The sequence below is a fragment of the Haladaptatus caseinilyticus genome, from assembly GCF_026248685.1.
Taxonomy (GTDB): domain Archaea; phylum Halobacteriota; class Halobacteria; order Halobacteriales; family Haladaptataceae; genus Haladaptatus; species Haladaptatus caseinilyticus.
This window is the reverse complement of sequence record NZ_CP111036.1, coordinates 2,485,726-2,505,949: the sequence shown is the minus strand read 5'-3', so window position 1 is coordinate 2,505,949 and position 20,224 is coordinate 2,485,726. Positions and strand designations below refer to the sequence as shown.

Sequence of the window (20,224 nt, the reverse complement as noted above, 5' to 3'; positions counted from 1 at the left end):
ACCTTTTATCGCTCTGATGTGCCAGTTACTACCAGATGGGAACTGCTGAGGAAACCGTTTCTGACTCCCCGGTTCTTCGCGTTTCTGGTGGGGTTGGAGGAGAACGTCTCGCCCGCGTACTCGATAGTGCGCGCGACGAAGCGGATACGATATCTGTTGTCGGTGTCGGTCCAACAGGAATCGACGCACTCGAACCGCTCGTTTCGGTTACGAAAGAAGGGACGACTGCTATTCACTCGAACTGCACGCCGGAGCAGGTTCGACCCCTCGTGGCGGAACTTGAATCAGGGAGCATCCCTGAATCGGGGGCGGACGCTGTCGTCTCACACGAGGCCGGTCAAGCCGACTTTCCAGTGCCGGACGAAGGAACACTGTCGGTCGGTCGGCGAAACGTCCTAGCACGCTGTGGCTGGACCGACCCAACGCGCGTTTCGGACGAGGAGACACTCGTCGCCGAGAACGGGCGAGACGACCCCGAAAAAATCGTTTCTGCGGTCGAGCGGGTCGGGTTGCTTGGACGAGGCCGAGGCGACGTCCGGATGGACGAACCGATCACCGAAGAATGGAGAACCGCCCGGAAAACCGATGGCGACCCCGTGGTCGTGATCAATGCGGGTGAAATCGACGGTCGAAACCGGACCGACAGGCTCCTGTTGGAAGGCGATCCGATTTCGGTGCTCGACGGCGCGACGACGGTCGCACATGTCGTTGGTGCAGAGGATATCGTCGTCTACTGTCCGGAGTCTTCGGTCGGACTCCGACAGCACGTTCGAGATACGATCCAGGCGTTTCGGAACACGACCGCCGCCGAGAACGTAGCGATACAGGTGTTCGCGTCGCCGAGCCAGTACATCGGGTCCGAACCGACGATGGCGCTCGAAGCGCTGGAAGGCAACGACCGATTGGAGGCGAGACTCAGACCACCGACACCAGCGCAGCACGGGTTGTACGGGCGACCGACCATCGTTCATACGCCCAGAACGTTCACACAGGTTCGTCGGTTTCTCTCGTTTCCTGACGAGTTCGATGCCGACGATGCCGACCCCGGAACTAGACTCGTCACCGTCACCGGCGACGTGGCTGAGCCTGCGACGCTCGAACTGCCGACCGGAGGGTCGCTTGCTGTCGTCCGGGATGCAGTTTCGGAGGATGGAAGCTTCAAGATGGCCTGCGTCGGAGGGCAGTTCGGCGGCCTTACCTCGACCCTCGACCACTCGGCGAACGCGCCCGCGCTTGCGGGTGCACACCTCGGCACCGATGGCGTGGTCGAACTACTGAACCGATCTCGGTGTGCGGTTGCAACCGCGGGAAGGCGTGCGAAGTTCGCCGAGGACGAGAACTGCGGACGCTGTGTCCCCTGTCGAGAGGGGTCGAAGCAGCTGACGTCGATGCTTCGCGAGGTGTATTCTGGCGAGTTCGCGGACGACGCGCTCCGTGAACTCGCCCGGACGATGCGTGAGTCGAGCATCTGTTATTTCGGTCGGTCCGCATCCCGCCCCGTAACGACCGCGATGGACGAATTCGAACCGGAGTTTCACGCACACGCGGAGGGACGATGCCCGAGCGGTGCGTGTGAGGAGATCAAATCATGAGTTCAGACGAACAATCAGGAATCGAAGACACCGCTCCGGCATCGCCACAACCCGGCGTTCCGGAAATCGACGACCCGCGACCGAGTACGCCGCTGACCGAGGATTTCGTCACCGGCACCGCAAACGACCCCGAGGTCGGCGTGGAGAGCGACGGAATGAACAACGTCACGGTCGATGGTCATCCCATCGCCGTGCCGCCGGGAGCAACCCTCATCGACGCCATCGAGGCGGTCGAAACGGAGGAATATGTCCCGGCGCTTTGTTACTACGACCGCGATACCGAACAGGGTGAAAACATCGGTCCGCGGTCGGAATGTCGGACCTGCATGGTCGAAACCGACGAACACGGACTCGTTCCATCCTGTAGCTTCCCCGCGGAGGACGGCCTATCGATTCGAACCGACGCCGAGTCAGCAACGGAAGCACGGGACGTCAACCTCGATCTGGTGCTGTCGAATCACAATTTACGGTGTACGACCTGTGGGCAGAACGGGCGGTGTGAACTGCAAGACGCATCAATCGACAACGACGTGGAGGAACCGCGGTACGGCGTGCTGGAAGACCGCGACGAGTACGAACCGATAGACGATACTTCCTCGGCCATCCAAATTGACCGCAACAAATGCATCCTCTGTAACCGCTGTGTGGAAGCCTGCAACGATGTGCAGGTCGAGGGCGTCCTCCGAATCGAGGGACAGGGAGCGGACACCCGAATCGGTTTCCAGAGCGATGCAGAAACGATGCGGGACTCGACCTGTGTTTCCTGCGGTCACTGCGCGACGGTGTGCCCGACCGGTTCGCTGGTCGAACAGGGACTGACGGATTCCGCGACGCTCCCGATTCCGGGCTTTACCCAGAAGAACTCGATCGGGAAATCCATCGAGAGCGAGCACGCGGAAACCGCAGACACCTCCGATGCGCCGAACCGAAACGTGCCCGGCGAGCGCGAGGTCGAGGAGAAATCCGGCGTCGCCCGATTCATGGCGAAGGCACGAGCAAAAGCACGGGACGCGACAGAACGGATGACGGACGGGGCATTAGCCGAGTTCGAACACGTCGCCGAAGAAACCGCCGCGAGTACGATGAACGTCGGTCAGATGTTCGACATTGCGGGGGTCGTGAGCGATGCCCGTCTCTCCCGGGTCACGAAAGCCGAAACCACCTGTAACTACTGCGCCGTCGGGTGTCGGTTCGATCTGTACGGAAAGGACGGCGAAGTGTTGGGGGTTCGTCCCGCGGACGAGGACGCTACGCCTGCGAACGACTTTTCGACCTGCGTAAAAGGCAAGTTCGGGTACGATTTCGTCAACAGTCAGAATCGCCTGAAAACGCCGCTCATCCGCGAGGGAGACGAGTTCCGCGAAGCGACGTGGGATGAAGCGCTGGACAGAATACACGAGGAGCTGTCCCGAATCCGGGAGGAGAACGGCGACGACGCGGTTGCCGTCACCTCCTCGTCGAAATGCACGAACGAGGAGAACTACCTCGCCCAGAAGTTCGCCCGGCAAGTACTTCACACGAAACACGTGGACAACTGCGCCCGTCTCTGTCATTCCTCGACGGTGGCCGGACTCCAACAAACCGTCGGCTACGGCGCGATGACGAACCGAATCAATGAGGACATCGGGAAGGCCGACTGTTATCTCATCACTGGGTCGAACACGACCGAGAGCCATCCCGTGCTCGCAACGCGAATCAAGCAGAACGTTCGCGACGGTGCCGACCTGTTCGTGTTCGACCCGCGCAAAATCGGACTGGCTGGGCATGCGACTCAGTACACTCGGACGAAACCCGGCGAGGACATCGCGTGGCTGAACGGCATGGTTCGTCACATCATCGATACCGACCTCCACGACGAGGAGTTCATCGAGGAGAACACCAAGCACTTCGATCAGCTGAAGGAGAAGGTCGAACCGTTCACTCCCAAAAAAGTCGAAGAGTTAACCGACGTCTCGGCGGACGAATTGACGCACGCCGCGGAGACGATTGCGAAGGCAGACACCTGCATTTTCGGCTGGGCGATGGGGATGACCCAGCACGCCCACGGGACGAGAAACGTCCTCGCTATCACGAACCTCGCGCTCGTAACCGGCAACCTCGGCAAGCCGCGGGCAGGGCTGTCGCCCTTCCGCGGCCAGAACAACGTCCAAGGTGGGGGCGGCGACATGGGACCGGCACCGCACACCCTCCCGGGATATCAGGACCTCACCGACGACGCGATTCTGGACAAGTTCGAGGAGTCGTGGGGCGTTCGCCCGCCGGACGAAACCGGCCTTCGACTGCCCGAACAGTACGAGGCCATGAAGGAGGGCCACATCAAGGGGATGTTCATCATGGGCGAAAATCCCGTCCTCTCGGAGCCCGATATTCGCGGGGCCGAAAAGGCAATCGAAGAGTTAGATTTCCTCGCCGTACAGGACATCTTCCTCACGGAAACCGCGGAGTTCGCCGACGTGGTGCTCCCCGCCGCCTCCGCCGCGGAAAAGCATGGCACCTTCACGAACACGGAGCGTCGTATTCAGCGCGTCCGACCGGCAGTCTCGCCACCCGGCGAGGCAAAACCAGATTTGGAAATCCTTTCCGACCTCGCCGGACGGTTTGGCTTCGACTGGGACTACGACGGTCCGGCGGAAGTGATGGCCGAAATCAACGACCTCGTGCCGATTTACGGGGGGGTCACGTACGACCGCCTCGAATCGACCCCGGACGGGTTGCAGTGGCCGTGCGAGGACGAATCCGACCCCGGTACGCCGTACCTCTACGAGGAGGAGTTCAACTTCGACGACGGAAAAGCTCGGTTCGTTCCCGCGGATTACGCTGGTCCGGTCGAACTTCCCGACGAGGAGTACCCGCTGATGCTCACCTCCGGACGCGTGCTCTACCACTGGCACACCGGGACGATGACTCGCCGGGTGAACGTACTGATGGACCACGTCCCCGAGAGCTTCGTCACGGTTCATCCGGAGATGGCCGACCAACTCGGCGTGACGGATGGCGAATACGTCCGCGTCACCTCCCGTCGCGGCGACATCGTAACGAAGGCGAACGTCGAGGAAACCTCCGACCCCGGTGTCGTCTTCATCCCGATGCACTTCGCCCACGGTGCGATCAACGAACTCACACAGCACGAACTCGACCCGACATCGTACATTCCGGAGTACAAGGTTACGAGCGTTCGAATCCAACCCCTCGGACCGAACCCGGACGAGGAACCACTTCCCGTCGAACCGCCGACCGGAGCGGTCGAAGGGCGGCCTGAAGACGAAACGACGGGCGACGACTAGTCGTTTCCGACCGGTGTTTGTCGGTCGACCACGTCGTTCAGGTCGAGACGGGAGAGCAGAGATGCGATCGGACGGCCTCTCGCGTCCCAATCACGAATGTCATAGTACACGGATAGCAATCGATCGAACTCCGCGGAATCGATCCGTGTCCCCTCGTTCGAGCCATCGCAAACCGGGTTTTTGAGTGCTGACGGCAGTGCGTCGTCTTCACGCGAAAGCCCTTCCCGAACGTTGAACAGTCGCGTCAGCGTCCACACCCGTTCGCCGATTCGAAGGAGCTCGTCGCGAGAGCGCTCGATACCGAGTACCCGCAGCCACTCCTGGTCACCGTCCTTCCACAGTGCTTCACCCGCGAAATCGTCCACGACGAGACACCAGAGAAACGACCGGAGGTTCTGCTCAGCGACGACCGCCGCCGCGCGGCGGCGATCACTCCATTCTTCCGTGGCAAACACCTCTTCGAGAACCGGACGCGCCCGACGGTGGCACGCACCGCGGTCGCTGGTCGCGTAGGCCAGCGACATCGACGGCGAACGTCTGGGGTCATAGGTCGGTAAATCCATCCCTTTTACTGTCGGGATGAGTTCGTCGCCGCCGTATTTCCTCACCGCCCGATCGATACCTTCCGCGAGTACGTCACCGAGCGGTGACGAACGATGAGCGATTTCGTCCAGTAGACCACGTGCCGATTCGACGTCACCGAACTCGATATCTCGCACCAGCAGTCCGTCCTCGGCAGCACGAATCGTCCACGCGATCGCGTTGCCCGCGCTGATGAGATCGATACCGAGATCGTCGCAAGCGGAGCCGAGAACCGCCACCGCATCGAAATCGTCGATGCCAAGACCGGCACCGAGCGAGATCGACGTTGCACCCCGCGGAACCGTTTCGCCTTCGTCACTCTCGACTCGGAAGCCACCGGACACAGCAGCATCGGGACGTTCACGCCCGACGGCAGCCTCACGAATAGACTCGATTCCAATGTTATCTGCACCCTCGAACGAGCCTTCTTGCCACCCCCTCGTCGGGAGGACGCCGACTTCGTTCGCGAAATCTATCGTCTCGACGGTCTCGCTCGTGGCCTGCCAGTTTCCGATATCGGTCGAGCGATAGCGAGCCTCGGCTTCAGCGGTTGCCGTACCTTGCCCCGACTCCTCACCGTCGGCGACGACCGCCTTGAGGTTTTTCGATCCCATAACCGCACCCACGCCGCCACGGGCAGCGTGGTGGTCGCCCCCATCGGATGCGATGGTCGCATATCGAACGAGTCGTTCACCGGCGGGCCCGATGCAGGCGGTCGGGTGGTCGAAGGCTGAACACGTTTCCGTAACCGTCCCGCCCCATAGGTCCGTCGCCGACTCGATCGTCGCATCGTCGTCCTCGATTCGGAGCGTAACGGGGTCGGGGGATGTTCCAGTAATCAGAACGCCGAGATGGTCGGAAAGTGCTCGGTCGAGGGATTCCGGAACGGAACCGCCAGTGTAGGAGTCGAGGAACGTTCCGGTAAGTGGCGATTTAGTCACGATAGCGTGCCGTGATTCGCCGGGTGTCTTACCGGTCAGTGGGCCGAGCATGAACAACAGTACGTTTTCGGGACCCAGCGGGTCGATTCCCGGTTCGAGCTCTCGATAGAGGTATCGGGCGGACAGTCCTTTTCCCCCGATAAATCGTTCCAACCACGATTCGGGGATCTTTTCGCTCTCGATATTTTGAGTCGAAAGGTCGATACGGAGAAGCCTGTCGGCGAGAGCCATTCGCTAGAACGGACGGAGCGAATGGCAAAAACACTCGCGGCCATAGGCTCTTACCGACCGAGTCCATAGGGTCGGACGATGCCAGCAGCAGTCATTCTTGCGGGGGGTCGTTCGACGCGGTTTGGCGAGAAAGACAAAGCGGTTGCCGACCTCGCTGGCGTTCCGATGCTCCGCCGAGTCGCGGACAGAATCGAGGGTGTCATCGACGATCTCGTCATCAATTGTCGGGAGGATCAGCGCGAATCGATTGTCGATGCGATGCGCGACTACGCCCAGCCGATTACGTTCGCCATCGACCGTGACCCCGATCGAGGGCCGATGGCGGGAATCCGAAGCGGACTCGCGGCCTGCGACGCCGAATACGCGTTCGTCGTCGCTTGCGACATGCCGTTCGTCGATTCCGAACTGGTGAGCTACCTGTTCGAAACGGCGCACGGTTACGAAGCCGCGGTGCCCCAACTCGAAGACGGATGGTTTCAGACGACACACGCAGTCTACCAACCGAACGTGATGGTCGAAGCCTGCGATATCGCGCTCGAGCAAGACGAACGAAAAATCATCGAGCCGTTGTTCGAACTCGACTATCGAGTGGTCGACGCGGAGGACCTACGCGAGCATGGGTCGCTCGAATCGTTCGAAAATATCAACACTCGCCGGGAGTTCGACGCCGCAAGTCAACGGTTTCGTCCCTGAATTATATAACTGAAGACGCGGCCATCGCCGCCATGCGATAACCGTTGCAGTGAGGCGACTCGCGGGAGCGCGGTACATCGCTTCACGCCGTAAATCGTCCATCGTTGGTGCCGCCTGTTCGTAATTCATTTGACTACTGCTACCACAGGATTCCGAGCCGTCATCTTCGTGAGCACGACACGAGGGACGTCCGTCTCCGACAGCACCTGCTCTGCGATTTCCCTTCCGACGTTCTCCAGTCGATCGTCGTCCACCATGTTCACGACCGGAATCGCAGTCGCGCCATCGGGAACGTCCTTCAAACCTCCGTGTTCGCTCGCCAGCACTGCGGCAACGTCCGATGCGTGGATTTCTTCACCCATCTGCAGTTCGGTTAGTTTCGAGACTCGTTCGGGCCGATGGACGAACTCATCAGTCAGCGGTTTGCCGACTGCGCGAGCACTCGCAATCGGAACTACGACGTCCGCGTTCGACGGGAGCTGTGGCTCTTGCTCTTTCGGGGCTTTCAGCAATCGAGTTCGAGCACCGTCAGCTTTGACGAGAATCGAGTCGACATCGGCGTCGGAGTCGGCTAGTTCCGCCACCGTTTCCGGGTCGTAACCTCGATAACGATCGAAACGTTCCTGTTCCGGCACGACACCAACGGGCCACTCTTCGACCGATTCGAGCGCATCCTCTGGAGTTTCGGTGACGAACACGTCCGCGACCTGCTCGTCGAAGATGGGGATTCGAACCGTCGCAGTGACGACTGCGTGGTCGATACGCTGCGCCAGCGCATACAGTGTCGATTTTTTTCCACCCGCGCCGACGACACAGATGAGGTTCGAGTCGGCTGCGAGTGCCCCCACGAGGTCCATATGTCCAATTGCGAGCGTGAGCTATTTTGTCCTATTGGTCGGTGAAATCGAATCGGGAGTGTCTACTACGAGAATCGGGATCAAAACGAGAAGAAAAAATCCAAGCACGTACCCCATTACTGAGAGGCCATCCGGAAGATACTGTGCTTGTGCGACAGCCGAGTAACCGAGAACGAGGAGTGTTATTTCGGGATGTGGAGGGATATCCGTAAAGACCACGATATTGAATTCGAGAATGTCGGTTAACAATAATCTTCCGTAGCGCTATGTAGTTCGTTTTGGTATATCCGACTCGTCCGCAACTGGACGGTAACGACCGGTCAGGCAAACATCTGTGTAAACAGCGACCGCTCAGCACGATGAATTCGTTCCAAAAATGCCGACTTACTGATGCCGAGCTCGTCGGCGACTTCACTCGCAGTCGTCTCGCGAGGGACGCCGAAGTATCCCATCTCGGACGCGGTTCGGAGGGCGCGTTCTTGTGCCGGCGTGACGTCCCATTGCTGGGCAACCACCGTTTCGTCCTCGGAACCGAGTTGATGGACGCGCTTTAGCTGCATCCCGACAGTCTCCCCTGCAGCTTCGAGAACACCCTGTAGCACATCGTGGCCGACGACTGCACCGGTGAACGTCGCGCTACCATCGCGGTAGCGAAGCGATTCAGCCATGAACCCTACATCGGTCAGTTCGTGGACGACACAGGGATGTTTCGAAAGACATCTGAAATTTTGCCGACCGTCAGTCGTCGAAACGTGAAGGTATCTGATTCGGTCATCTCCGTCGAGAACTTCCACGAGACCATCGCTTTTATCGGAGGCACTGAATCGCAGGAGGGCGTATCCGTCGTCTCGATGCTGTGGGGGTTGACAGTCGATATGAACACCCGTCGTTCTCGATGCCTCGGCGAGTGGACAATCGTCCCCGGTGACGGCGAACTCGACGACGAGACACTCATCGATCATTAGAGGCTTGTTTGTATGCAGAGTATTTAAACCCCGTCTATGAGCGGGTGAAATGGTATGGGACGGGGAATATAAGGTATGAATATGGACTTAGACACCGTCAAAGAGCGGGCGGGTCCCCGGCAGTTCAGTCCCAAGGACGAAATGCCGAAGGAGTACCGCAAAGCCGCAACCCGCATGATTCAGTTCCACGCGAACTCTGAAATCATGGGAGCGTACCTCGAACGGCCGTTCATCCGACAAGCGCCGAGTCTCGACCGCAAGTTGGCATGCAGTGCAAAGGTACAGGACGAAATCGGCCACGGTCAGTTGCTCTACCGGGCCGCGGAGTCGCTCGGTATCAAAACCCGTGAGCAGATGCTCGACGAGTTAGCGAACGGCGAAGGCAAGTTCCTGAACTGTTTCCACTACAAGATGGAGAAGTGGTGGGAGACCCCGATGATCGCGTTCTTCGTGGACGGCGCAGCGATGCGCCGGCAGGCGACTCTGAAGCGGACGAGTTGGGAACCCTACGCACACGCGATGGACAAGGTGTGTTTCGAGGAAGGATTCCACGTCAAACACGGCGAGGATATCATGCGCGAACTGGCGATGGGATCGAAAAAGGAGCAGGAACTCATGCAGGACGCCTTCGAAGAGTGGTGGCCACGTATCATCCAGTTCTTCGGACCGACAAACGACAAAAGTACCCATCACGACTTTTCCGCCAACGTCGGGTTGAAAACGATGTCGAACGACGACCTTCGAAACGCGTTCCTCAACGCCTACATCCCGAAGGCGAAAAAGTACGGATTGGAGATTCCGGACGAACCCCGAATCGAGCATGACGAGGAAACGGGCACGTACAAGGTTCGTGAAGATGACCTCGACTGGGACGAGTTCTTCCAGATCGCGAAGAACAGCTACGAACCCGGTGTCGGGCAGATAAACGGCCGCAAGAACGCACAGGACGCGGTCGAATGGGTTCGTGACGTACTGGACGACTGGGAAACGGGCAGTTCGAACACGCCGGTGGCAGCTGATTAAGATGATCTGGGAAGTATTTCGGCAGGACGAGGCAGGTAAGTACCACACCCACTGCGGAAACGTTCACGCGCCGGACCGCGACATGGCGCTCATGTTCGCCCAAATTCAGCACGGACGACGCAAACCGACGAACAGTATCTGGGTCGTTCCGAAGGACGAAATCGCCGAAGTCGATGCCGACGAAACCGCTTTCGGCGGCACGACGGACAAATCCTATCGCTGGGTGATGGCGTACAACCGTATCGACACCAGTTTCGCGGAGGAAATCGAGGATTCGGAGGCAGAGCAGGAAGAGGCTGACCGCCAGCGGGGTGAGGCATAATGTCAGCACTTGCCGGACCGGACGAACTAAGCGACGAGGAGCAGGCCGCGGTCGAATCGTTGCTCTACCGCCTCGCGGACGACGAACTCGTCCTCGCGGAACGGTACACCGAATGGCAGGTTCGCGCGCCGACGCTCGAATCCGATCTCGCCATCTCGAACATCGCGCAGGACGAACTGGGCCACGCCCGACTCTGGTACGACCTCTTGCAGGATTTCGGCTACACGGAGTCCGAACTCATCTTCGAGCGCGACCCGAGCGACTTCCGACACTCGACGCTCGTGGAACTCCCGTTCGAGTCGGGCGACTGGGCCGACGCCATCGTTCGCGGATACCTCTACGATGTGGCCGAACAACTTCGACTCGAGGCGCTCGAAGATACGAGTTACCCGCGAATCGCGGACCGTGTCGCGAAAATCCGCAGCGAAGAGAACTACCACCTCGAACACGCCCAGAACTGGCTCGAACGACTAGCGAGCGACGACGACGGGAGGGACCGCGTGCAGGCGGCAGTTGACCGACTGTTCCCGTATGCCTTGACGCTGTTCGAGAATGGCGATGCGAGTACGGACATCGACGACCTCGGTATCCGAACCGAATCGCTGGAGTCGATGCGCGAACAGTGGCTCGACACCGTCGTTCCGTTCCTCGCGTCGTTGGGCATTAGCGTAGCGGATGAAATCCAGAACGGCAATCCGAACCAACTACTCCCCGAGGACCTCGGACGGGACGGGAGCCATACCGACGACTGGGACGATTTGCACGACGAGATGACGCGGTCGTACCGTGAACTCGGACGAAATGAAGCCCACCGGATCATGCCGGACCCCGACGAGGAGTAAAGATCTACGCAACCACTGGAGCACAACATGAGTAACGAACCACAAAAATACGATATCGAGTCGGAACCGACGGCTTGCGCGTACACCGACTATTCGAAGCGGGGGCAGTCGCCCGACGAGCTACCCGCAACCGGCGAGGAAGCAACCGGACTCGAAAAAAGAATCTGGGACGCCCTTTACGACATCGAAGATCCGGAGATGCCGATCAGTATCGTCGATTTAGGCCTGATCTATGGGGTCGAGGTCAAGGGAGACACGGCGACGGTCGTTATGACCCTCACGTACACCGGGTGCCCGGCGCGGAAAATGCTGACAGAGGAAATCGAGGACGCGGTTGCGGGCGTCGAGGGTGTCGAGGATGCTGATCTCGAACTCGTCTGGAGTCCGCCGTGGTCCATCGAAATGGTCACCGAGCAGGGCAAAGATGACCTGCGGGAGTTCGGACTGAGCATATGAGACGACTCGACCCGAGCGTAACGACAAGCGGCGAGGACAAGGGCGCGGAGTGTCCGTACTGTGGTTCGACCGATACGCACCGCGAGCATCCAAAAGGGCCGTCGTTGTGCCGGTCGATGCACTTCTGTAACGGCTGTGAACAGCCGTTCGAGAAGTTCGAATAGCGTCGCTCGACGGTCGATGTCAGAGGGAAGGGGGGGATGATGGCGCCGCGATTTCTGTTACGAGGTTCTTTGATATAGTATTTTTGACCGCGAATTAAATATATTGGTAAGATATGACATGGCATAGACAGGAGCCACTATTGTCGGCTGGATTCTCTTCCCGGTTGAGACAGTATACCGACAAGTATCGGTGGAGTAGTATCTATTCGGGTATTTTCGTCTAAAATTCATCTGATCGAGGCCACTACTCTCTTTGCACAGAGTGATGTAGGCCGACGTATGTCTGCAGAGCGACCAACACGAGAGGAATTGCGTCGAGGAATGACCGTCGAAATCGAGCAGACGAACGCCGAGAACGCCGATGAAGCCGAACCGCTTCGGGGGGATATCGCCAAAATCCTTTCCGAAGGGGAGACCGAACCTGGCGGCGTCAAAGTCGAACTGGAATCGGGTATCACCGGACGGGTGAAAAGCGTCGTCGTGGAGTGATTTCGCGACAGCAAACCCGGCGTAGTTACCGCGATTCGAGATCGAGCAGTCGTTTTTTGAGCGTCAAACGGTCGTCGGTGCCACCGGAGTAACCACCTAACCCGTTCGCCGCCACGACACGATGACAGGGGACGATAACCGGAACCGGATTTCGGCCACAGGCCTGACCGACGGCGACCGCAGCGGTGTCGAGCGTACCGGCGATGTCGCCGTACGTTCGGGTCTCGCCGCGCGGTACGTCCGCCATCGCATCCATGACTCGTCCGGTAAACGACTCCGGAAACTCGACGTCGAGGTCGAACTCCTCGCGGTCGCCCTCGGCGTATTCGGCGATCTGTTCGCTGATTTCGTCGGGCGAGGCCGAGACGAGCGACTCATCGATTTCGACCTCCCAACCCCAGAGTTCCGTGTGCATTACTGACTCCGAAGGATCGTCATCGGACGATGGAGCGTTCCTGGTTTACACTTCGCAACCGGTTTCGAGAGGTCGAAACTATCGAACCAGCCGACGAGTTCGAAATCACTGTCTTCGGCTATCATTCGGAACTCTTGTGGTGCGAAGGTCTTAATTTCGTGCTCCTCGCGGAAGGTGTGTATTTCTTCGCCATCGTCTACTTTCGTCGTAATCCTCTGACGGGCTAACTGTTCCGCCGCGTTCGTCGGTTCCTGCTCGATACCGAATTCGACAGTCGTGTCCCCACGCGTCGTCTCCCATTCGTGTGTCGAAGAAGTCCCGCCGGGAAAGTCGATAGAGCCGTCGATGCAATACAGTGACCCAGGGGTCAGTGAATCCGCAACGGATTCGAGGTGGGTCCGAAGTGCGTCGTTCGAATCGAGATAGAGCGATCCGAGCGCACAAAAGGCGAAATCGACTCGTTCCGGGAGGTAGAAGTCGGCCATATCTCGTTTCAGAAATGTCGCCTCGATATCGTATTTGCGAGCCTTTTCGATGGAGTGGGAAATCATCTCGGAGGAGTTATCGAGCCCTGTGAATTCGTATCCACGAGCGTCGAGTTCGATGAGGTACGGCGATGGCCCGCAGGCGATTTCAAAAACCGAGTCTACATCGGTCGTTCCGTCACCAAATCGATCGATACAGTTTTCGAAGAAATCCACTTCGTCAGACACGTCCCGGAAGTCGAAGGCAATTTCGTAGTACTCCGGATGCGCGTAGAGACCGGCCATAGGTGCCAACTCTGGGGACAGGTCTTAATGACTTTCATCGGGGCGAGCGCCGTTAGATGAGCCTTTTCGACGGGTTTGATTTTGGAACAGTGACTTTCGTTTTGGATATGTCGATGTGAGAAACAGGTCCGTTTCGGTCATCGAACCGATCTCGAATAGCCGTTTCGCTCGTTCTCCGGTCTCCCGGTGCACGGTGTGATCAGAGGGAAACAGCATCTCAAAATCACGGAAGACATCGGAAACGTAGGTTTAAACGAGAAGCCGAACAACCCACGAGCATGACCGAATTAGACGCCGACGGGTGGTTTGCAGGCGTCTCGCCGGATGACGCAGATGCGGGCGCACGAGCTATCCGGGAGGGGAATGCCGATACACCGAGCGACTGGCCACAGCAAGCCGTCGAGGTGGACTTTGCTACGGACGAATCGGACTACTACGCCAAATTACGGACAGCTAGCATTCGGGCAACCCGTGAGGCAGTCACGGAACGCGAACGGGCGGACGACCGCCAACTCGTTCACGCGGTTCGTGCGATGGACGACTGCGAATCCGAGGCGAACGAACTCGCCGAACGAGTCGCTGAATGGGCCGGTACCCTCTACCCAGAGGCGAGGACTGGCATCGACTATGCACGAACGCTCGCCGATAGTGATCCGGAAACAACAGTCGAAGAGCGATTGGTATCGCTTGCTCAGCGCGTCGTGGATCTCGCGGACGAACGTGACGACCTCCGAACGTTCGTGGAGCGGCAAGCCCCCGCAGTCGCACCGAACCTCGCAGACCTCGCCGGACCGGTGCTCGCCGCACGACTCATCGCGTTGGCGGGAGGTCTCGAATCGCTTGCGAAGATGCCCGGCGGAACGGTGCAGGTTCTCGGAGCGGAAAACGCCCTGTTCGCGCATCTCCGCGGGCATGCGTCCTCGCCAAAACACGGAATCATCTACACGCACGAGTACGTCCGAAACACCGCTCACGACCAGCGCGGGTCGGCGGCCCGCACGCTTTCGGGCAAACTCGTCATCGCGGCTCGAATCGACCACTATTCGGGGGAGCACAACCCCGAACTGAAGGAGGAACTCGACCGCCGTATGGAGGCGATTCGGTCACGAGGTGATGACGAATGAGTGATAACGATCACAAATCGGACCTTCCAACAGGTGTCGAGCGCAGACAGTTCGGCGGTGAGAACCGACTCGCGACGCGAGGGTCGCCCGTGTACGGCGAACCAACCGACGGTGGCTGGCGGTGCTGGGACGCCCGGCGCTCGAAACTGGCCGCGATGATGGAACACGGCATGGAAACCGGCCTGTTGGGAGATGAGACGGTACTTTACCTCGGGGCGGCCAGCGGAACGACCGTGAGCCACGTGGCCGACTTCTCGGGTGCGACCTATGGGGTCGAATTCGCGCCACGGCCGACCCGGGACTTGCTCGACGTAGCGGAATCCCGCGAGAACCTCTTCCCGCTGCTAAAAGACGCCCGAAAACCGGCGACCTACGCGCACGTCGTCGAGGCAAACGTCGATATCATCATTCAAGACGTGGCGACTCGCGGGCAAGCACGAGTCGCCTGCGAGAACCGACAGTTCCTCAAAGACGATGGACGACTTCTTCTCGCGGTGAAAGCCAGAAGTGAGGACGTGGCGAGCGACCCGGAGACCGTGTTCGACCACGCACAGGACTCCCTCCGGGAACAGTACGAAATCGTGGAAACACGGCGGCTCGAACCGTTCCACACCGACCATCTCGGTGTCGTCGCAGTTCCCCGGTAGGGGTCGCCGTCTCCGGAAGTATTTACGTGTCCGGTTGCTAATTTCCGAGAAATGGATTTGGGTTCGGCCGAGAATTTCACGGAAATGGGCACCCTTGGCGTCGAAGAGGAGTTCTTCGTCGTCGATGAGCGAGGCGTCCCAACCGCAGGCACTGACGAACTCGTCTACGAGACCGACCCTCCGAAAATCCTCACAGACCGTCTCGACCACGAGTTGTTCAAATGCGTCATCGAAACGCAGACTCCGAAGACGACGCTCGCGGACGTCGAAGAGGACGTTCGCGCGGTCCGCGAAGCGCTCGTTGAGCACGCGGGGTCGCAAGGATTTGGCATCGCCGCGGCAGGTCTCCACCCGGGTGCGAAGTGGCGAGAACTGAAACACGCGGAGAAGGAGCGATATCGAGCGCAGCTCGAACGTATCCAGTATCCACAACACCGAAACACGACCGCAGGGTTGCACGTTCACGTCGGCGTTGACGACGCGGACGCGGCGGTTTGGGTGGCGAACGAAATCCGTTGGTATCTTCCCGTAATGTTGGCGCTCTCCGTTAATTCGCCGTACTGGGACGGTTACGACACGGGACTGCAATCCGCACGCGCAAAGATTTTTGAGGGGCTCCCGAACACTGGAATGCCAACCGATTTCGATTCCTTCGAGGAGTTCTCGGAGTTCGAGCGGATGATGGTTGAATGTGGGTCGATAAACGACCGTGGTGAACTCTGGTACGACGTACGTCCTCACTCCGGACATGGGACCGTCGAAGTTCGAACGCCGGACGGGCAGGCCGACCCGGAGCGAGTGTTAGCATTCGTCGAGTATACCCACGCACTCATCACGGATCTCGTCGAACGATACGAGGACGGCGAAACGGGCTACCGTCACCGCCGGGAACTACTGGACGAGAACAAGTGGCGCGCGATGCGGTACGGTCACGAGGCCTCGTTCATCCGTCGGGACCGCGAGGGAGAAATCTCGCTCGGGGCAGTCGTCGAGCGTGAATGTGACCGGCTTGGCATCTCCGGTATCGGGGACCTCTACGACGGCGAAAGCGGTTCGGAGTGCCAACGACGTATCCGCACCGAAAACGGATTCGAGGCGCTTTGCGAGTCACTTCTTCTGTAAGCAAGTTTTTTACCCGACACTGACTTTTGTCCTTCTGGGAACGACATGTCTGGGGATGACATCGACAACGACCGAAACGACGCCGACGACGCTGGTGACGAGATACCCGTCGATACGGGTGGGGATGAAGAGTCGAACGATGAGAAGCCACTGTCGCGCGGACGAAAACGCCTCGGAGAGGAGGCCGACAAGGCTGTCGAAGGGTTCGACCAGGGGATCGTCGATCTGCTTTCGTGGGTGCTCGATACCGAAACCCGCGCTCGGATTTACGTGTACCTTCGAAAACACCCGGGGAGTACGAGCGAGGAAATCGCCGAGGGGACGGGTCTGTATCCGAGTACGGTCCGCGAATCGTTGGCCGAACTGCACGAGGAAACAAAGGTTAGCCGTGAGAAACGCGAGAGTGCCGGAGCCGGAAACAACCCTTACGAGTATACCGCAATCGCGCCGAGCGAACTCGTCGGCAGTATCGTCGATCAGGTGCAGGGAGAACTCAACACCGTGTTCAATCTCGACAGCCATCTGAACGACGAGGCGACCGAGACGGAACCCGTGAGTATCGAAGTCGAAGATATTTCCGACGGCGCCCATGAGGGGACAGACGAGGACGACCGGGACGAGTCGGACGAAGAGTAAATTTGGGACGTTTGCAGTCGGGGATCGCGGGCGTTCACCCGTACAGGGGAGGGCAAAGTACACCATTCGCTACGACGACTAGTCCGACGAACGATGACCAACTCGGAACCGGTATCTTCGGACGGGATGACTGTCGGGCGTGTTGCCCTGCGTGTGAACGACCTCGACCGAACGAGCGAATTCTACGAAACCGTGGTCGGCCTCGAACTACAACGAAAAACAGGTGACCACGCCATTCTCGGCGCAGGGGGTGAACAGTTACTCGAACTAGCGGAGGACGTGGACGCGCCGAAACGGAAGCAAAACGAAACGGGCCTCTTTCATACGGCATTTCTCGTTCCGTCACGAAGCGCACTCGGGGATACACTCGTTCGTATCGAGAGCGAATGGGAGTTGAGCGGGGCCTCCGACCACCGTGTGAGTGAGGCGCTGTATCTATCCGATCCGGAAGGAAATGGCGTCGAGGTGTACTGTGACCGTCAGCGCGAAGCGTGGCCGACCGATGACAACGGTCGGGTTCGGATGGAAACACTACCGCTCGACACCGACGACCTCCGCAGGGAGCGGTCGGGAGCAAAAACTGTTCCGGCAGGAACGGTGGTTGGACACGTCCATCTCGAAGTGTCGTCCATACCCTCTGCACGCGAATTCTACGCTGATACGGTTGGCTTAACTGTGCGACAAGAGTATGGGCCGTCGGCGCTCTTTCTCGCCGCCGCCGACTATCACCATCACATCGGGCTAAACGTCTGGAATCATCGAACCGAACCCGCCAAGGGATGTGGGTTGGAGTGGTTCGAACTGCTCGTCCCGAATCGCGACGTATTGGGAGCGATACGGGAGCGGCTTGCGGCGCGGGACATCACGACGAACCGAATCGACCGTGGCTTCGAAGTGTCCGACCCGGATGGAATCAGTATTCATCTACTCACTGATGAATGAAATGAGAGGTATTACCGGAACGTCGTCCCTGAAATAGAATCGGATTGCATATACGACCTCTTTTTTATCCGAGACAACGCCTTTGGACCCTGTTTCACCCTCATATAGTACAAAATTATGATAATTATTCGACGAGGATATCGGCGCATGTTTTATATATCCTTTCTTGGATGTGAACTGTATGAGTGATTTCAGGAACGGAAATGAAGTAATAACGAGTTCCGAACACGGTGTCACGATCGAGAAATCGTTCGACGGCGATGAGTTTGCAGTTCCTGCAATCCGATTCGAGGTTCGTTCTGATTGTGACGAAGCGATGACCGTCCGAATAACCGACCGAATTCCGGAGGATTTCCCGATGGATAACGTCGGTTTCCATCCCGAATACGAGAACGAAAACTGGACCGCGTACAAAGACCACCGCGTTCAGTTCGATCGCACGCTCGAACCCAACGAGGAGTTGACCACCGTTTACGGAATTCGTCTCTCGGACTGGCAGGACGCCGAGTCGTTCCTCATCGAACCGACGATCAAAGAGGTCGCCCCCGTAGCAACCGATGCAAGTGACGAGACGGAGGGCCAGATAGAAGAACACACCATCACGGATATCGTCTCGGAGGATAGCAGTCAGGTCGTTCGCGACGTTATCGCCGGTGACAGTGGCCTTCCCGGACTGGATGAAAATGGGAAGACGGCAGACTCACTCGCAGATACTAACGACCCGCTTGCAGAGACCGCGGACGACTCACCATCGAATAACCCGGATGAGCCATTTGCGGAATCTACGACCGCTGACTCGGAGGGGGAAATACTCGACGACCCGTCCGATACATCTCTCGAACCGACCGACGATGTCCTCGACGAACCGGATGACGATATTCTCGAACCTCCCGAAGAGGACGACACCGTGGAGAAAATGCAACCAGCATCACCACCGCGTCCCGGAAGCGTCGCGGCGGCGTTGGCCGACGAGATCCGTGCTGGCGAGGTGAACGATGCCGACCTCAAACTCATTCAACAGGAACTCGATCTCGATACACCCGAAAGCACGAACGTCCGTATCCGCCATCTCCAGTCCCGCGTGGATGACCTCTTCGCGTACACCGAGGCGCTCGAAGAGTTCATCGATGATAACGGCACGGCTCAGTCGATCATCGACGGGTTCGAAGGCGAAGTGGAATCCCTCCGTGGTGAAGTAGAAACGATGAACGACGACATCGATATGGTAAAAGACGAAGGCGCGCAAGTCCGCGCACGCGTTGCCGACCTCGAATCGGACCTCGATGACCTCGATGGAGAGTTTGATGACGTAAACGACCTTGGCGAAAACCTCGGATCGCTCGAAACACAACTCGACGACTTAGAAGACCTCGTCGCCACGAACACACAGGAAGCGTCCGCATTGGACGACGAAATCGAGGACCTGCGCGATGACTTCGACAGCGTGAACGACCTCGAAGCGGAAATCGAGGACCTCTCTGAGAGTATCGAAGACATCGATGAACTCTCGAAAACCGTCTCCGATGTTTCCGATTCGATGTCGGAAACCGAATCACAGTTGAGCACGAAAATCAGCACGCTTCGGTCGGATATCGCCGATGTCGAAGACGATTTGAACGAAATCGAAAAACTGCAATCGGATATCTCGGATATCGAAAACGAACTGGTCGAGTTCCGTGAGTGGCGCGACCAACTCGGCTCCGTCTTCGGCGGAAACTAAACGATCGTCGCCGAGAACGAACCCCTTTTTATACACTTGCGGGTGCAGGCACGAATGACCTGACCTCGGATACGCTTGGTATTACACGAGGAAAACAAGCCATGACGCCACATTCGGTGTCCAGCCCGGTACGTAACTCGGACGACGACCATCATCTGTACGGCGCTCCACAGCACGAAGTCACCGATCCGGGAGATCCCGACGAGACGCTGTACGGAACCCCACAGCACGAAACTGACGAGTCATTGGGCGATTTCGAACTGTTCCGACTCGGATACGCCACATTCGATTACCGTGAGTTCACCGGTGGTAACCAAATCGACGGTGAGGATGTTGCGGCGGCGGCGAGTATCCACCCACACAGAGCACAGTCGTAAAATCCGATGTCACGGAATTCGGAACGGAAC

Annotated in this window: 21 protein-coding genes; 16 read left to right on the top strand and 5 right to left on the bottom strand. The window is 58.6% G+C overall.

Going from position 1 to position 20,224, the window contains the following annotated elements; translation table 11 throughout:
- The first annotated feature begins 35 nt into the window (after nt 1–35).
- Together OOF89_RS13530 and fdhF are read left to right on the top strand one after the other, a co-directional pair.
- Nucleotides 36–1,592: an NADH-ubiquinone oxidoreductase-F iron-sulfur binding region domain-containing protein gene (locus tag OOF89_RS13530; protein ID WP_266077102.1), complete on the top strand. Its 1,557-nt coding sequence runs from the start codon at nt 36–38 to the stop codon at nt 1,590–1,592.
- Complete coding sequence (gene fdhF / locus OOF89_RS13525; protein ID WP_266077099.1) at nt 1,589–4,876, top strand: formate dehydrogenase subunit alpha; 3,288 nt, start codon at nt 1,589–1,591, stop codon at nt 4,874–4,876. Before OOF89_RS13530 ends, fdhF begins: the two co-directional genes overlap by 4 nt.
- Here fdhF and OOF89_RS13520 read toward each other — a convergent pair.
- Nucleotides 4,873–6,630: an aldehyde ferredoxin oxidoreductase family protein gene (locus OOF89_RS13520; protein WP_266077097.1), complete on the bottom strand. Its 1,758-nt coding sequence runs from the start codon at nt 6,628–6,630 to the stop codon at nt 4,873–4,875. The genes fdhF and OOF89_RS13520 overlap by 4 nt on opposite strands.
- A gap of 78 nt (nt 6,631–6,708) precedes the next feature.
- Here OOF89_RS13520 and OOF89_RS13515 point away from each other — a divergent pair, with 78 nt between their 5' ends.
- Entirely contained in the window at nt 6,709–7,323 is a 615-nt protein-coding gene (locus OOF89_RS13515; protein WP_266077094.1) for a molybdenum cofactor guanylyltransferase, read from the top strand.
- Nucleotides 7,324–7,448: 125 nt separating this feature from the next.
- Here OOF89_RS13515 and yqeC read toward each other — a convergent pair whose 3' ends face one another.
- Nucleotides 7,449–8,180, bottom strand: coding sequence for a selenium cofactor biosynthesis protein YqeC (gene yqeC, locus OOF89_RS13510; RefSeq protein WP_266077091.1), 732 nt, complete (start codon nt 8,178–8,180; stop codon nt 7,449–7,451).
- 320 nt (nt 8,181–8,500) lie between these two features.
- Entirely contained in the window at nt 8,501–9,142 is a 642-nt protein-coding gene (locus tag OOF89_RS13505; protein ID WP_266077088.1) for a helix-turn-helix domain-containing protein, read from the bottom strand.
- A gap of 84 nt (nt 9,143–9,226) precedes the next feature.
- On the opposite strand from OOF89_RS13505, the gene paaA reads away from it, so the two are divergent.
- From paaA to OOF89_RS13475, 6 genes are all read left to right on the top strand, one after another.
- Nucleotides 9,227–10,168: a 1,2-phenylacetyl-CoA epoxidase subunit PaaA gene (gene paaA / locus OOF89_RS13500; protein ID WP_266077085.1), complete on the top strand. Its 942-nt coding sequence runs from the start codon at nt 9,227–9,229 to the stop codon at nt 10,166–10,168.
- Nucleotide 10,169: 1 nt separating this feature from the next.
- Nucleotides 10,170–10,490, top strand: a complete 321-nt coding sequence (gene paaB / locus OOF89_RS13495; RefSeq protein WP_266077083.1) for a 1,2-phenylacetyl-CoA epoxidase subunit PaaB — start codon at nt 10,170–10,172, stop codon at nt 10,488–10,490.
- Nucleotides 10,490–11,332, top strand: coding sequence for a 1,2-phenylacetyl-CoA epoxidase subunit PaaC (gene paaC / locus OOF89_RS13490; protein ID WP_266077080.1), 843 nt, complete (start codon nt 10,490–10,492; stop codon nt 11,330–11,332). The genes paaB and paaC overlap by 1 nt, the downstream gene beginning before the upstream one ends.
- A 27-nt stretch (nt 11,333–11,359) precedes the next feature.
- Nucleotides 11,360–11,788, top strand: a complete 429-nt coding sequence (gene paaD, locus OOF89_RS13485) for a 1,2-phenylacetyl-CoA epoxidase subunit PaaD (protein WP_266077077.1) — start codon at nt 11,360–11,362, stop codon at nt 11,786–11,788.
- Nucleotides 11,785–11,952, top strand: coding sequence for a 1,2-phenylacetyl-CoA epoxidase subunit PaaE (gene paaE, locus OOF89_RS13480; RefSeq protein WP_266077074.1), 168 nt, complete (start codon nt 11,785–11,787; stop codon nt 11,950–11,952). Before paaD ends, paaE begins: the two co-directional genes overlap by 4 nt.
- A 279-nt stretch (nt 11,953–12,231) precedes the next feature.
- Nucleotides 12,232–12,441 (top strand): DUF2196 domain-containing protein, encoded by a 210-nt coding sequence (locus tag OOF89_RS13475; protein WP_266077072.1) that lies wholly within the window; start codon nt 12,232–12,234, stop codon nt 12,439–12,441.
- Between the two features lie 25 nt (nt 12,442–12,466).
- On the opposite strand, the gene OOF89_RS13470 is transcribed toward OOF89_RS13475, so the two are convergent.
- Together OOF89_RS13470 and OOF89_RS13465 are read right to left on the bottom strand one after the other, a co-directional pair.
- Nucleotides 12,467–12,856 carry a methylated-DNA--[protein]-cysteine S-methyltransferase gene (locus tag OOF89_RS13470; protein WP_266077069.1) on the bottom strand — a complete coding sequence of 130 codons (390 nt, stop codon included), beginning with the start codon at nt 12,854–12,856 and terminating at the stop codon, nt 12,467–12,469.
- Nucleotides 12,856–13,626 carry a class I SAM-dependent methyltransferase gene (locus tag OOF89_RS13465; RefSeq protein ID WP_266077066.1) on the bottom strand — a complete coding sequence of 257 codons (771 nt, stop codon included), beginning with the start codon at nt 13,624–13,626 and terminating at the stop codon, nt 12,856–12,858. The genes OOF89_RS13470 and OOF89_RS13465 overlap by 1 nt, the downstream gene beginning before the upstream one ends.
- 278 nt (nt 13,627–13,904) lie before the next feature.
- Here OOF89_RS13465 and OOF89_RS13460 point away from each other — a divergent pair, with 278 nt between their 5' ends.
- From OOF89_RS13460 to OOF89_RS13430, 7 genes are all read left to right on the top strand, one after another.
- Nucleotides 13,905–14,750 (top strand): NOP5/NOP56 family protein, encoded by an 846-nt coding sequence (locus OOF89_RS13460; RefSeq protein WP_266077063.1) that lies wholly within the window; start codon nt 13,905–13,907, stop codon nt 14,748–14,750.
- Nucleotides 14,747–15,397, top strand: a complete 651-nt coding sequence (locus OOF89_RS13455; protein ID WP_266077060.1) for a fibrillarin-like rRNA/tRNA 2'-O-methyltransferase — start codon at nt 14,747–14,749, stop codon at nt 15,395–15,397. Before OOF89_RS13460 ends, OOF89_RS13455 begins: the two co-directional genes overlap by 4 nt.
- 51 nt (nt 15,398–15,448) lie before the next feature.
- Nucleotides 15,449–16,519 (top strand): glutamate--cysteine ligase, encoded by a 1,071-nt coding sequence (locus OOF89_RS13450; RefSeq protein ID WP_266077059.1) that lies wholly within the window; start codon nt 15,449–15,451, stop codon nt 16,517–16,519.
- A gap of 45 nt (nt 16,520–16,564) precedes the next feature.
- On the top strand, nt 16,565–17,155 hold the full coding sequence (locus tag OOF89_RS13445; RefSeq protein WP_266077056.1) for a winged helix-turn-helix domain-containing protein: 591 nt from the start codon (nt 16,565–16,567) through the stop codon (nt 17,153–17,155).
- 93 nt (nt 17,156–17,248) lie between these two features.
- On the top strand, nt 17,249–18,097 hold the full coding sequence (locus OOF89_RS13440; protein WP_266077054.1) for a VOC family protein: 849 nt from the start codon (nt 17,249–17,251) through the stop codon (nt 18,095–18,097).
- A 181-nt stretch (nt 18,098–18,278) separates the two neighbouring features.
- Entirely contained in the window at nt 18,279–19,817 is a 1,539-nt protein-coding gene (locus OOF89_RS13435; RefSeq protein ID WP_266077051.1) for an AAA family ATPase, read from the top strand.
- A gap of 101 nt (nt 19,818–19,918) precedes the next feature.
- Nucleotides 19,919–20,194, top strand: a complete 276-nt coding sequence (locus OOF89_RS13430) for a hypothetical protein (protein ID WP_266077048.1) — start codon at nt 19,919–19,921, stop codon at nt 20,192–20,194.
- Nucleotides 20,195–20,224 lie beyond the last annotated feature (30 nt).

What these genes read in the sequence shown, in the direction of transcription:
- OOF89_RS13450 (WP_266077059.1), top strand. Translation starts at nt 15,449, where the DNA reads ATGGATTTGGGTTCGGCCGAGAATTTCACGGAAATGGGCACCCTTGGC.
- OOF89_RS13520 (WP_266077097.1), bottom strand. Translation starts at nt 6,630, where the DNA reads ATGGCTCTCGCCGACAGGCTTCTCCGTATCGACCTTTCGACTCAAAAT.
- OOF89_RS13475 (WP_266077072.1), top strand. Translation starts at nt 12,232, where the DNA reads ATGTCTGCAGAGCGACCAACACGAGAGGAATTGCGTCGAGGAATGACC.
- OOF89_RS13440 (WP_266077054.1), top strand. Translation starts at nt 17,249, where the DNA reads ATGACCAACTCGGAACCGGTATCTTCGGACGGGATGACTGTCGGGCGT.
- OOF89_RS13465 (WP_266077066.1), bottom strand. Translation starts at nt 13,626, where the DNA reads ATGGCCGGTCTCTACGCGCATCCGGAGTACTACGAAATTGCCTTCGAC.
- OOF89_RS13515 (WP_266077094.1), top strand. Translation starts at nt 6,709, where the DNA reads ATGCCAGCAGCAGTCATTCTTGCGGGGGGTCGTTCGACGCGGTTTGGC.
- paaB (WP_266077083.1), top strand. Translation starts at nt 10,170, where the DNA reads ATGATCTGGGAAGTATTTCGGCAGGACGAGGCAGGTAAGTACCACACC.
- OOF89_RS13430 (WP_266077048.1), top strand. Translation starts at nt 19,919, where the DNA reads ATGACGCCACATTCGGTGTCCAGCCCGGTACGTAACTCGGACGACGAC.
- yqeC (WP_266077091.1), bottom strand. Translation starts at nt 8,180, where the DNA reads ATGGACCTCGTGGGGGCACTCGCAGCCGACTCGAACCTCATCTGTGTC.
- paaA (WP_266077085.1), top strand. Translation starts at nt 9,227, where the DNA reads ATGGACTTAGACACCGTCAAAGAGCGGGCGGGTCCCCGGCAGTTCAGT.
- OOF89_RS13435 (WP_266077051.1), top strand. Translation starts at nt 18,279, where the DNA reads ATGAGTGATTTCAGGAACGGAAATGAAGTAATAACGAGTTCCGAACAC.
- OOF89_RS13530 (WP_266077102.1), top strand. Translation starts at nt 36, where the DNA reads ATGGGAACTGCTGAGGAAACCGTTTCTGACTCCCCGGTTCTTCGCGTT.
- OOF89_RS13505 (WP_266077088.1), bottom strand. Translation starts at nt 9,142, where the DNA reads ATGATCGATGAGTGTCTCGTCGTCGAGTTCGCCGTCACCGGGGACGAT.
- OOF89_RS13445 (WP_266077056.1), top strand. Translation starts at nt 16,565, where the DNA reads ATGTCTGGGGATGACATCGACAACGACCGAAACGACGCCGACGACGCT.
- paaE (WP_266077074.1), top strand. Translation starts at nt 11,785, where the DNA reads ATGAGACGACTCGACCCGAGCGTAACGACAAGCGGCGAGGACAAGGGC.
- OOF89_RS13470 (WP_266077069.1), bottom strand. Translation starts at nt 12,856, where the DNA reads ATGCACACGGAACTCTGGGGTTGGGAGGTCGAAATCGATGAGTCGCTC.
- OOF89_RS13455 (WP_266077060.1), top strand. Translation starts at nt 14,747, where the DNA reads ATGAGTGATAACGATCACAAATCGGACCTTCCAACAGGTGTCGAGCGC.
- paaD (WP_266077077.1), top strand. Translation starts at nt 11,360, where the DNA reads ATGAGTAACGAACCACAAAAATACGATATCGAGTCGGAACCGACGGCT.
- paaC (WP_266077080.1), top strand. Translation starts at nt 10,490, where the DNA reads ATGTCAGCACTTGCCGGACCGGACGAACTAAGCGACGAGGAGCAGGCC.
- fdhF (WP_266077099.1), top strand. Translation starts at nt 1,589, where the DNA reads ATGAGTTCAGACGAACAATCAGGAATCGAAGACACCGCTCCGGCATCG.
- OOF89_RS13460 (WP_266077063.1), top strand. Translation starts at nt 13,905, where the DNA reads ATGACCGAATTAGACGCCGACGGGTGGTTTGCAGGCGTCTCGCCGGAT.